The sequence below is a fragment of the Citrobacter werkmanii genome (assembly GCF_008693645.1).
In the GTDB taxonomy this organism is placed as follows: domain Bacteria; phylum Pseudomonadota; class Gammaproteobacteria; order Enterobacterales; family Enterobacteriaceae; genus Citrobacter; species Citrobacter werkmanii.
In genome coordinates this window covers 1,057,009-1,069,380 of record NZ_CP044101.1, presented here as the reverse complement: position 1 = coordinate 1,069,380, position 12,372 = coordinate 1,057,009, and the positions used below count along the sequence as shown (strand labels likewise).

Annotated in this window: 11 protein-coding genes; 6 read left to right on the top strand and 5 right to left on the bottom strand. The window is 52.2% G+C overall.

Going from position 1 to position 12,372, the window contains the following annotated elements:
* Positions 1-107: 107 nt before the first annotated feature.
* The 3 genes from ilvN to leuO all read right to left on the bottom strand — a co-directional run bounded on the left by ilvN (position 108) and on the right by leuO (position 3,592).
* Positions 108-599 carry an acetolactate synthase small subunit gene (ilvN, locus tag FOB24_RS05770; protein WP_003829566.1) on the bottom strand — a complete coding sequence of 164 codons (492 nt, stop codon included), beginning with the start codon at positions 597-599 and terminating at the stop codon, positions 108-110.
* A gap of 2 nt (positions 600-601) precedes the next feature.
* A complete protein-coding gene (gene ilvI, locus FOB24_RS05765; protein ID WP_150344655.1) occupies positions 602-2,326 on the bottom strand; it encodes an acetolactate synthase 3 large subunit in 1,725 nt (574 codons plus the stop codon).
* 318 nt (positions 2,327-2,644) lie between these two features.
* Positions 2,645-3,592, bottom strand: a complete 948-nt coding sequence (gene leuO / locus FOB24_RS05760; protein WP_038637183.1) for a transcriptional regulator LeuO — start codon at positions 3,590-3,592, stop codon at positions 2,645-2,647.
* 654 nt (positions 3,593-4,246) lie between these two features.
* Between leuO and leuL the strand changes: the two genes are divergently transcribed.
* The 5 genes from leuL to leuD all read left to right on the top strand — a co-directional run bounded on the left by leuL (position 4,247) and on the right by leuD (position 9,104).
* Entirely contained in the window at positions 4,247-4,333 is an 87-nt protein-coding gene (leuL, locus tag FOB24_RS05755; protein WP_048998978.1) for a leu operon leader peptide, read from the top strand.
* An 89-nt stretch (positions 4,334-4,422) separates the two neighbouring features.
* The gene (gene leuA, locus FOB24_RS05750) at positions 4,423-5,994 is read left to right on the top strand and encodes a 2-isopropylmalate synthase (RefSeq protein ID WP_085048315.1); all 1,572 of its coding nucleotides are present in this window, start codon (positions 4,423-4,425) and stop codon (positions 5,992-5,994) included.
* Positions 5,994-7,085 (top strand): 3-isopropylmalate dehydrogenase, encoded by a 1,092-nt coding sequence (gene leuB, locus FOB24_RS05745; protein WP_006686687.1) that lies wholly within the window; start codon positions 5,994-5,996, stop codon positions 7,083-7,085. Before leuA ends, leuB begins: the two co-directional genes overlap by 1 nt.
* Positions 7,086-7,087: 2 nt before the next feature.
* Positions 7,088-8,488 (top strand): 3-isopropylmalate dehydratase large subunit, encoded by a 1,401-nt coding sequence (gene leuC, locus FOB24_RS05740; protein ID WP_085048316.1) that lies wholly within the window; start codon positions 7,088-7,090, stop codon positions 8,486-8,488.
* Positions 8,489-8,498: 10 nt separating this feature from the next.
* Positions 8,499-9,104 carry a 3-isopropylmalate dehydratase small subunit gene (gene leuD / locus FOB24_RS05735; RefSeq protein WP_085048317.1) on the top strand — a complete coding sequence of 202 codons (606 nt, stop codon included), beginning with the start codon at positions 8,499-8,501 and terminating at the stop codon, positions 9,102-9,104.
* Positions 9,105-9,144: 40 nt separating this feature from the next.
* Here leuD and FOB24_RS05730 read toward each other — a convergent pair whose 3' ends face one another.
* A complete protein-coding gene (locus tag FOB24_RS05730) occupies positions 9,145-10,323 on the bottom strand; it encodes a sugar efflux transporter (protein ID WP_085048318.1) in 1,179 nt (392 codons plus the stop codon).
* A 115-nt stretch (positions 10,324-10,438) separates the two neighbouring features.
* Complete coding sequence (sgrT, locus tag FOB24_RS05725) at positions 10,439-10,561, bottom strand: glucose uptake inhibitor SgrT (RefSeq protein WP_016151681.1); 123 nt, start codon at positions 10,559-10,561, stop codon at positions 10,439-10,441.
* A 99-nt stretch (positions 10,562-10,660) separates the two neighbouring features.
* Between sgrT and sgrR the strand changes: the two genes are divergently transcribed.
* On the top strand, positions 10,661-12,316 hold the full coding sequence (sgrR, locus tag FOB24_RS05720; protein ID WP_038637166.1) for an HTH-type transcriptional regulator SgrR: 1,656 nt from the start codon (positions 10,661-10,663) through the stop codon (positions 12,314-12,316).
* The last annotated feature ends 56 nt before the right edge of the window (positions 12,317-12,372 follow it).

The window sequence follows — 12,372 nt, the reverse complement described above, 5'->3', positions numbered from 1 at the left end:
CATCAGCGAAAACCCTCCAGGCCGGATAAGGCGTTTACGCCGTCATCCGGCATGGCCTCCGCGATGATGCCTGATGGCGCTGTGCTTATCAGGCCTACAGTCGACTATTAGCGCATGATTTTATCACCGCGAGAAAGCCCCACCACGCCAGAACGGGCTACCTCTACAATTTTGGCGACTTCACGTAATGTTGCCAGGAACGCATCCAGCTTATCACTGGTGCCCGCCAACTGTACGGTGTAGATGGACGGCGTGACGTCGATGATTTGCCCGCGGAAAATCTCCGTGTTGCGTTTCACCTCCTCCCGACCATAGCCGCTGGCCTGGATTTTCACCAACATGATCTCGCGTTCAACATGGGCGCCCTGCCCCAGTTCGCTCACGCGCAGAACATCCACCAGTTTATGTAGCTGCTTTTCGATCTGCTCCAGGACTTTCTCATCCCCTACCGTTTGAATCGTCATTCGCGATAAGGTTGGATCGTCAGTGGGCGCGACGGTCAGGCTTTCAATATTGTATCCACGCTGGGCGAAAAGGCCTATCACACGCGACAAGGCACCCGACTCATTTTCCAGCAATACCGATAATATCCGGCGCATAATCAGGTCCTCTCCGTTTTACTTAACCACATTTCATCCATACCGCCCCCACGAATCTGCATCGGGTAAACATGCTCGCTGCCATCAACGGTGACATCGACAAACACCAGACGACGGTTGCGCACATGCTCCAGCGCTTCACTCAGTTTGCTTTCCAGTTCTTCAGGATGGTTAATCTGGATACCAATATGCCCATAAGCCTCGGCAAGGCGCACAAAATCGGGCAGCGACTGCATATAAGATTGTGAATGACGTCCAGAGTAGATCATGTCCTGCCACTGTTTGACCATGCCGAGATAGCGGTTGTTCAGGTTGAGCACCAGTACCGGCAGCTCGTACTGCAGCGCCGTCGACAGTTCCTGGATGTTCATCTGAATGCTGCCATCCCCGGTCACGCACACCACCGTTTCCTCAGGCAATGCCATTTTTACGCCTAGCGCCGCAGGTAAACCAAATCCCATGGTGCCGAGACCGCCAGAGTTAATCCAACGGCGTGGTTTATCGAACGGGTAGTAGAGTGCGGCAAACATCTGATGCTGACCAACGTCAGAGGTCACATACGCATCCCCTTTCGTCAGATGCCAGATGGTTTCAATCACCGCCTGTGGCTTAATGCTTTCACTTTGCGTGTCATATTTCAGGCACTGACGGGCGCGCCAGTGTTCAATCTGTTGCCACCAGTCACGGTTATCATCCAGCGGCTGCTGATATTTCTCCTGCTCCAGCAGTTCGAGCATCTGATCAAGTACCAGACGAGCATCGCCGACAATCGGAATATCCGCAGTGACGGTTTTCGAAATAGAGGTCGGATCGATGTCGATATGCAGCACGGTCGCATTTGGACAATATTTTGCCAGATTATTGGTTGTTCGATCGTCAAAGCGCACGCCGACGGCAAAGATCACATCGGAATGATGCATGGTCATGTTTGCTTCGTAAGTTCCATGCATGCCCAGCATTCCCAACGCCTGGCGATGTGTTGCCGGAAACGCGCCTAACCCCATCAGCGAGGAAACAACAGGCAGGTTAAGAGCTTCAGCGATCTGGCACAACTGCTCATGGCAGGCGGCATTAACGGCGCCACCACCCACGTACACAACCGGTTTTTTAGCCGCGACTAACGTCTGCAGAGCACGTTTTATCTGCCCTTTATGTCCGGTAGTCGTCGGATTATACGAACGCATACTCACCGACTCCGGCCAGCTGTAAGGCAGTTTCCTGGCGGGATTCAGAATATCCTTCGGCAAATCGACCACAACAGGCCCCGGACGACCGCTTGCCGCCAACCAGAAGGCCTTTTTTAGCACCTGTGGGATGTCTTCTGTTTGTTTGACCAGGAAGCTGTGCTTCACCACCGGGCGGGATATGCCCACCATGTCGCACTCCTGGAAGGCATCGTAGCCAATCAGCGACGTTGCGACCTGCCCGGAGAGGATCACCAGCGGAATGGAATCCATGTAAGCCGTTGCAATCCCGGTAATCGCGTTGGTAGCGCCGGGTCCTGAAGTGACTAATACGACGCCCACCTCCCCCGTGGCGCGCGCAAGGCCATCAGCCATGTGTACCGCGGCCTGCTCATGACGAACCAGCACATGATCAATACCACCGACCGTATGCAACGCATCATAAATATCGAGGACGGCCCCCCCGGGATAACCGAATACCTGCTTTACACCCTGATCGATGAGCGATCGGACGACCATCTCGGCTCCAGACAACATCTCCATGGCTTGCCTCACTCTTATAATGAATAACGGTTTAACAACACATTAACCGCTGACGATGACGCATGGCAATTGACTCCGCTGGAGTAGCCTCAGAGCAAATAAGAATAAAACGGAGGAAAGCGTCGATTTAATGGAGAATTAAACCAGGATAAGTAAATGATATGATAAATAATCGCTTAAAAAGGGGGACTTACAGCTATTACTCTATTTTTTTACACTGTTAGCTAATCCTGGAAAGTGGATTTCAGCATAAAATTTTACATACAAATAAAAAAGCAGAACAAACCAGATGTATTATCCGGCTTGTTCTGCTGAATGCTATTGCTTACAGATGGAGACTAACAGCTCTTCCATCCATTGATGTCCTTTATCCCGGCCTGCAGCTTCATGCCAGGAAAGATAACATGTACGGCTGTTCAATTTTAAAGGTAAAGGTAATATCTGAAGTTCTAAAGAATCAGCGAACTCTTCTGCCAACCAACGTGGCGCAATAGCGACCAGATGCGTTTGCGACACAATATTAAGAACGCTAATTAATGCCATGCCCTGGTAAGCGACGCAGGATTGTTTATCCGGCGTGTCATACCACGGCTGACTGAAAGATGCGAAGCGATCCAGCGAAACCACCGCGTGTTGCTCATTATAAACATCGTTTTCCAATAATGGACCACTAATGCGCGGATGCTTTTTGCTTACCACTAATACCATTTCATCATTGAATAACGGAATACTTGAGAATTCTGGACGACGGAATTCTTCATAGCTAATAACAAACTCTGTTTCCTGATAACGCAGCTGATGCTCGGTATTTTGATTAAGTGAAGACTTAAATATGACATTAATGTTTGGCGCGACCTGTTCAACCCGATTATAAATCAACGATGTCAGGATATTATCTAATGGGCTGCATACGCAGAGATTGAAAACACGTTCACTGCTGGCTGGTTCAAAACCCGATCCAGGCAGTTCGTTTTGCACTAATTGCAATGCCTGACGAATGGAACCAAATAGCTGGAAAGCTCTTGCTGTCGGCTGGATCCCCCGACCATAACGAACAAAAAGCTCATCATTAAACATGACCTTGAGGCGCGCTACCGCATTACTGACCGCTGGTTGCGACATCCCCAGGGTATGCGCAGCGCGGGTAATATTCTGTTCCTGCATTACCGCGTCAAAAACGGTTAAAAGATTAAGGTCAACCATGCGAAGTTGCGGTTTTCCTGGCTCTAAAAGATTGGGTTTATCTATTATTTTTACTTCTGGCATAGTTAACTCCACTGTCACTCTAAACTCCCTTTTCCCAGACGGAGTAAAGAAATAACCTCCGCTAATATGATTTACCATGCATATAAAATAAGAAAAAGGAAAAACATTAAAATTAGGAAAACATAAAGGTACAAACCTAAATGAACAAAACAGCAATGCGAGCGCAGTGTGGCAGAGGTCACTGCACGATGATTCATATGTTTAAATTTCAAAAACAATATAACCATAAGCATGGCGAATATACAATCATACACATCATGAATGTATATTTAAGTTTTAATTAAATGTTTATATTATTAATACATTAAAAGTTAACATTAATTTATCAATCATGTCCTTCCGCTGTGCCCCGATCTATTCAGTATTGCTATAAAAACAGACAAATCATAAAGATATAAAATCTTAATCGCGCCATCGACTTCAACGAACCGTTACAATAAATGCGAATAAATATGCTTAAATATGTCAAACCATGAAAATTATGTACAAGCATCAGCAGATTAATTTTATATACGCCAACAAATTCAGCACAATTCGCTTAAGTTTTGCCTAAACTTTTATCTGCTACAGGGGCATTTACAAGGGATGGGGTTGACATCGGAGTTCATATCCAGTACCACTAAAAGCATATCGCATTCGCCTGGAGCTTAATTGATGACTTACATTGCTCGTTTCAACGGTCTACTACTACTAAACGCATCTTCGTTGCGCGGTAGACTGGTGGACGACATTCAGCATTAAGTCAGCTCCAGTTAAGACAGAAACCCGCGCCGTTGCGCGGGTTTTTTTATGCTCGAAGCAAGGCGCCCTAAAGACCAAGGACCTAAACCATGAGCCAGCAAGTCATTATTTTCGATACCACCTTACGCGACGGAGAACAGGCGTTACAGGCAAGCCTGAGTGTGAAAGAAAAACTGCAGATTGCGCTGGCCCTTGAGCGTATGGGCGTTGACGTGATGGAAGTGGGTTTCCCGGTCTCTTCACCAGGTGACTTTGAATCAGTACAGACCATTGCTCGTCAGGTTAAGAACAGCCGCGTTTGCGCCTTAGCGCGCTGCGTTGAAAAAGATATCGATATTGCAGCTGAATCCCTGAAGGTCGCTGAAGCTTTCCGCATTCATACGTTTATCGCCACCTCGCCGATGCATATCGCAACAAAATTACGCAGCACGCTGGATGAGGTGATCGAGCGAGCTATCTATATGGTTAAGCGAGCGCGTAATTACACGGATGACGTGGAATTCTCCTGCGAAGACGCTGGCCGTACTCCTATCGCAGACCTGGCTCGCGTAGTAGAAGCCGCCATTAATGCGGGTGCCAAAACCATCAATATTCCCGATACCGTCGGTTACACCATGCCTTTCGAATTTGGCGCAATCATTTCCGGTCTGTATGAACGCGTACCGAATATCGATAAAGCCATCATCTCCGTACACACCCATGATGATTTAGGCCTGGGCGTCGGCAACGCGCTGGCTGCCGTTCACGCCGGAGCGCGCCAGGTGGAAGGCGCGATGAACGGTATCGGCGAACGCGCTGGTAACTGCTCCCTGGAAGAAGTGATCATGGCGATCAAAGTGCGCAAAGATATCCTGAACGTACAGACCCGCATTAATCATCAGGAGATCTGGCGTACCAGCCAGTTAGTGAGCCAAATCTGTAACATGCCCATTCCGGCTAACAAAGCGATTGTCGGTAGCGGCGCCTTTGCTCACTCCTCCGGCATTCATCAGGACGGCGTACTGAAAAATCGTGAAAACTACGAAATCATGACGCCTGAATCCATCGGCCTGAATCAGGTACAGTTGAACCTGACCTCCCGTTCCGGACGCGCCGCGGTGAAACACCGCATGGATGAGATGGGCTATAAAGAGAGTGAATATAATCTGGACAACCTGTACGACGCTTTCCTGAAGCTGGCGGATAAAAAAGGTCAGGTATTTGATTATGACCTGGAAGCGCTGGCCTTTATTAACAAACAGCAGGAAGAGCCAGAACATTTCCGTCTGGATTACTTCAGCGTGCAATCCGGCTCAAATGACATTGCTACTGCCTCCGTCAAGCTGGCCTGCGGTGAAGACGTCAAAGCCGAAGCGGCGAACGGTAACGGCCCGGTTGATGCCATTTATCAGGCCATCAACCGCGTAACGGAATACAACGTCGAACTGGTGAAATACAGCCTGACCGCCAAAGGGCACGGTAAAGATGCGCTGGGTCAGGTGGATATCGTCGCCAACTATAACGGTCGCCGCTTCCACGGCGTCGGTCTGGCAACGGATATCGTCGAGTCTTCCGCCAAAGCGATGGTCCATGTGCTGAACAATATCTGGCGCGCCGAAGAAGTCGAAAAAGAATTGCAACGCAAAGCTCAGAACAACGAGAACAACAAGGAAACCGTGTGATGTCGAAGAATTACCATATTGCTGTTTTGCCGGGTGACGGTATTGGCCCGGAAGTGATGGCGCAAGCCTTGAAAGTACTGGACGCAATTCGCCACCGTTTTAACATGCGCATTACCACCAGCCACTACGACGTGGGTGGCGCCGCCATTGATAACCACGGTCAGCCGCTGCCGCCGGCTACGGTTGAAGGCTGTGAGCAAGCTGACGCCATTCTGTTTGGCTCCGTTGGCGGTCCGAAATGGGAAAACCTGCCGCCAAACCAGCAGCCTGAACGCGGTGCGCTGCTGCCATTGCGTAAGCACTTCAAATTATTCAGCAATCTGCGTCCGGCAAAGCTGTACCAGGGGCTGGAAGCGTTTTGTCCTCTGCGCGCCGATATCGCCGCTAACGGTTTCGACATCCTGTGCGTGCGTGAACTGACCGGCGGGATCTACTTCGGTCAGCCAAAAGGCCGCGAAGGCAGCGGGCAACATGAAAAAGCATTTGATACCGAGGTATATCACCGTTTCGAGATCGAACGTATTGCCCGTATCGCGTTTGAGTCAGCTCGCCAACGTCGCCGTAAAGTCACGTCGATTGATAAAGCTAACGTGCTGCAAACCTCTATTCTGTGGCGTGAAATCGTCAATGAAATTGCCAATGAATACCCGGACGTTGAACTGGCGCATATGTACATCGACAACGCGACAATGCAGTTGATCAAAGATCCTTCCCAGTTCGACGTCCTGCTGTGCTCCAACCTGTTTGGCGACATTCTGTCTGACGAGTGCGCCATGATCACCGGTTCAATGGGGATGTTGCCATCCGCCAGCCTGAACGAGCAAGGTTTTGGTCTGTACGAGCCTGCTGGCGGCTCCGCCCCGGATATCGCCGGGAAAAATATTGCTAACCCTATCGCCCAGATCCTGTCGCTGGCGCTGCTGCTGCGCTACAGCCTGGATGCCAACGATGCGGCAACCGCAATTGAGAGCGCCATTAACCGCGCATTAGAAGAAGGCATTCGCACTGGTGATTTGGCCCGTGGCGCTGCCGCAGTCGGTACCGATGAAATGGGCGACATCATTGCCCGTTACGTCGCAGAAGGGGTGTAATCATGGCCAAAACGTTATACGAAAAATTATTTGATGCGCACGTAGTCTTTGAGGCGCAAAACGAAACCCCGCTGCTGTATATCGACCGCCATCTGGTGCATGAAGTCACCTCCCCGCAGGCGTTTGATGGTCTGCGCGCGCATGGCCGTCAGGTGCGCCAGCCGGGTAAAACCTTCGCCACCATGGACCACAACGTCTCAACGCAGACCAAAGACATTAACGCCTCCGGCGAAATGGCGCGTATTCAGATGCAGGAACTGATCAAAAACTGCAATGAATTTGGCGTTGAACTGTACGACCTGAATCACCCGTATCAGGGTATTGTCCACGTGATGGGGCCTGAGCAAGGCGTGACCTTGCCGGGAATGACCATCGTCTGTGGCGACTCCCACACCGCCACCCACGGCGCATTCGGCGCGCTGGCGTTCGGTATTGGCACTTCAGAAGTTGAACACGTGCTGGCAACGCAAACCCTGAAACAGGGTCGCGCCAAAACCATGAAGATTGAAGTCAACGGCCAGGCCGCGCCGGGCATCACGGCGAAAGATATCGTGTTGGCGATTATCGGTAAAACGGGTAGCGCGGGCGGTACCGGGCACGTGGTTGAATTTTGCGGCGAAGCCATCCGTGCGCTGAGCATGGAAGGCCGCATGACCCTGTGTAACATGGCCATTGAAATGGGGGCCAAAGCGGGTCTGGTCGCACCGGATGAAACCACCTTTAACTATGTGCAAGGTCGTTTACACGCACCGAAGGGCGAGGATTTTGCCCACGCGGTTGAGTACTGGAAAACGCTGCAAACCGACGACGGCGCAACGTTTGATACCGTCGTCACTCTGCAAGCAGAAGAGATCGCGCCGCAGGTAACCTGGGGAACGAATCCGGGTCAGGTGATCTCGGTGAACGATTATATTCCCGATCCGGCATCATTTACCGATCCCGTTGAGCGCGCATCGGCGGAAAAAGCGCTGGCGTATATGGGGCTGAAACCGGGCATTCCGTTAACAGAAGTGGCTATCGATAAAGTGTTTATCGGTTCCTGCACCAACTCGCGCATTGAAGATTTACGCGCCGCGGCGGAAATCGCCAAAGGGCGCAAAGTCGCGCCGGGCGTACAGGCACTGGTGGTGCCAGGCTCTGGTCCGGTGAAAGCGCAGGCGGAAGCGGAAGGTCTGGACAAGATCTTTATCGAAGCAGGATTTGAATGGCGCTTACCGGGCTGTTCCATGTGCCTGGCCATGAATAATGACCGCCTGAACCCAGGCGAGCGCTGCGCATCCACCAGCAACCGTAACTTTGAAGGTCGTCAGGGCCGCGGTGGCCGCACGCATTTAGTCAGCCCGGCGATGGCCGCCGCCGCCGCCGTTACCGGCCACTTCGCCGACATTCGCAGCATCAAATAAGGAAACTACCATGGCAGAGAAATTTACCCAGCATACCGGCCTGGTTGTCCCACTGGATGCCGCCAACGTCGATACCGATGCAATTATCCCGAAACAGTTTTTGCAGAAGGTCACACGCACCGGTTTTGGCGCCCATCTGTTTAACGACTGGCGTTTCCTGGACGAAAAGGGTCAACAGCCAAATCCAGAATTTGTGCTGAACTTTCCGGAATATAAAGGCGCGTCGATTCTGCTGGCACGGGAAAACTTTGGCTGCGGCTCTTCACGCGAACATGCGCCGTGGGCGCTGACCGACTACGGCTTTAAAGTAGTGATCGCGCCAAGCTTCGCCGACATCTTCTACGGCAACAGTTTCAACAACCAACTGCTGCCGGTAACCCTGAGCGACGCGCAGGTCGATGAAATGTTTACCCTGGTGAAAGCCAATCCGGGGATTACATTTGAAGTGGATCTGGTGGCGCAGGTCGTCAAAGCGGGCGATAAGTCCTACAGCTTTAAGATCGATGACTTCCGCCGCCACTGCATGCTGAACGGTCTGGATAGCATCGGGCTGACGCTGCAGCACGAAGCCGCCATCACCGAATACGAAGACAGGCAGCCCGCGTTTATGCGCTAGTCATTGTGACGCCGGATGCGTTGCGCATCCGGCAACATGATTAGACGTCCTTCACCCGCCCGGTCATCACCAGCGTGACCACCGAAATCGCCGCAATCACCCAGTAAACGGCAAAATGCCCGTAGCTCTGCGCCACCGCTCCCTGAATCACTCCCGCCAGAATCACGCCCGTTGAAATACTGTTGGTAAACAATGTGGTCGCCGATCCCGCACGCCCCGGCATCAGATCCTGAAACCACAGCATTCCTATTCCGGCGATAATGCCGATAAATACCGCGTTAAACAGTTGCAGGACCAGCAGCGCCGTGCGGCTGTGAAAGAAGATCAGACCAAGATAAAACAGTACGCCCGCCGCCACGGCCGCGATCATCATGCGCCGCTTACCAAAGCGTTTCACGTAGTAGCCCGCCAGAATCATCGCCGGAATTTCCAGCCCGGCCGCGGTACCCATCAGGATCCCGGCCAGCTTGTCCGGCAAGCCCAGCTCAAGGCTAATCCACAGCGGCATATCGATGATGTACATGGTGTTGCAGGTCCACATCAGCGTAGAGGCAATAAACAGCATGCGTACATTTTTGTCCTGCCAACCGCTGGCCTGTTCCAGCGGCACATCGACAGGTTGCTCCACCCGAGCCACAGATGGCAGTATCAGCGCGATCAGCACCAGGCTGATGGCAAAAATGCCTGCGGCAATGGAAAACATCGCCGTGAAGCCGTAATTCAGCGCCAGCATAAAAGCCAGCGGCGGCCCAATCACCCACGCCAACGAAAGCTGCGCACGCATCACCGAGCTAAACATCACCACTTCACGCGCCGAGCTATCGGCATATTCCCGCGCCAGCGCAAACAGCTGCGGCATGGCGGTATTTGCCAGCGAAGCCAGCAGCACACCGCAGGTGATCAGCGTGAGGTAGTGGCGATTAAAGGCAAACAGCAGCGCGTTGCCGATTGCCATCAGACAACAGAACATGATCAGTTTTCGCCGATCGCCCTGACTGTCGGATCGTTTCGCCAGACCAAGGCTGACCCCGATCCCGGCAATAGCGTTGACGGTATAAAACAGCCCGACCCAAAATGGCTGCGCCCCGACTTCACGGCTCAGAAACAGGCTCAGCGTGGGGGCCTGCAACGCCCCGGCCACACCCATCATAAAAGCGACCAGCATAAATGCCGCGTAAACGCCGTTAAGGCGCCGTCCCATGGTCATAATCCAGAGCATATCTTTCCTTTTAAGCGCAGCTGAAACGAAAAAAGCCAGCAGATAATACCTGCTGGCGCGGCGATTAACACCAATACTCAGTCACACATGATGTCTGCAACTCGCAATTCGGAGGTCAGGCTGTCACCTCCCACTGCATCAGTTCTTCAAGCATCTTTAAGCGCTGCGGTGCGCTCAGGCAAGCCAACCAGGACGATTTTTCCGTCGCAGTAAAGTACTTCAACCAGAACTGACGCATAGATGACCCCTTCGTTGTCTCATCGCTTCATCGGAATCTATTATTGGCTTAATATAGGGATAATAAAATTGCTGAGTTTTCCGCAGGAGTTCCCCTTTTATGTCTTCTGGTCGTTTGCAACAACAGTTCATCCGTCTGTGGCAATGCTGTGACGGCAAAACGCAAGACACGACGCTAAACGAACTGGCGGAGCTGCTGAGCTGCTCGCGCCGTCATATGCGCACCCTGCTTAATACCATGCAGGATCGCGGCTGGTTAACGTGGGAAGCCGAAGTTGGGCGGGGTAAACGCTCGCGCCTGACATTTCTCTATACCGGGCTGGCGCTCCAGCAGCAGCGGGCAGAAGACCTGCTGGAACAGGATCGTATCGATCAACTGGTGCAACTGGTCGGTGATAAAACGGCTGTCAGACAAATGCTGGTTTCCCACCTGGGACGCAGTTTTCGCCAGGGGCGGCACATCATGCGCGTCCTCTATTATCGCCCTATGCGCAATCTGCTCCCCGGTACGGCGTTACGCCGCTCCGAAACCCATATTGCCCGACAAATCTTCAGTTCCTTAATTCTGGTAAATGAGGAAAATGGGGAACTGGAAGCCGACATTGCGCATCATTGGCAGCAGATTTCGCCTTTACACTGGCGATTCTTCCTGCGCCCGGGGATCCATTTTCATCATGGCCGTGAGCTGGAAATGGAGGATGTCATTACTTCGCTACAGCGCATCAACGCGCTGCCGCTGTATTCGCACATTACGCAAATCGTCTCGCCCACCGCCTGGACGCTGGATATCCATCTTGCCCAACCGGACCGCTGGCTTCCCTGGCTACTGGGGCAAGTCCCCGCCATGATCCTGCCGCGAGAATGGGAAACGCTAAATAACTTCTCCAGCCATCCGATTGGCACCGGCCCATATGCCGTGATGCGCAATACTAATAACCAACTGAAAATTCGCGCATTTGATGATTACTTCGGCTACCGGGCGCTGATCGATGAAGTTAACGTTTGGGTATTACCTGACATCGGCGAAGAGCCGGGCGGCGGGTTGACACTAAAAGGTCCCACGGAGGATGAAAAGGCGATTGAAAGTCGACTGGAAGAAGGCTGCTACTACCTGTTGTTTGATACACGCACCCATCGTGGTGCTAATCAGGAGGTTCGCGAGTGGGCAAGCCGCGTTCTCTCGCCAACCAATTTAATCTGTCACGCCGACGAACAGTACCAGAGACTGTGGTTTCCCGCCTATGGGTTACTCCCCCGCTGGCACCACGCCAAACCCGGGCATGGTGAAAAACCGGCCGGGCTGGAAACGCTAACGCTCACCTACTATCGCGATCACATCGAACATCGGATTATCGCGCAGATCATGAAAACGTTGCTGGCGCAGCATCAGGTACAGCTAAACATTCAGGAGATCGACTACGATCAGTGGCATGCAGGTGAAATAGTCAGTGATATCTGGCTCAACAGCGCCAACTTTACCCTCCCGCTGGATTTCTCGCTGTTCGCTCATTTGTGCGAAGTCCCGCTGCTGCAAAACTGTATCTCGCGCGACTGGGAAAACGATGCGGCCCGCTGGCGAACCGGTGAAATGAGCCTGGCGGCATGGTGCCAACAGCTGCTCGCCACAAAGGCCATTGTGCCGTTGATCCACCACTGGCTGATCATTCAGGGCCAGCGTAGTATGCGCGGGCTACGCATGAATACCCTCGGCTGGTTTGATTTTAAATCGGCATGGTTTGCGCCGCCGGATCCCTAAGAGCCAGCTCTTAATTGCTGCCCGGCAACAAAATCACTACACTAACGCCGTTCTCA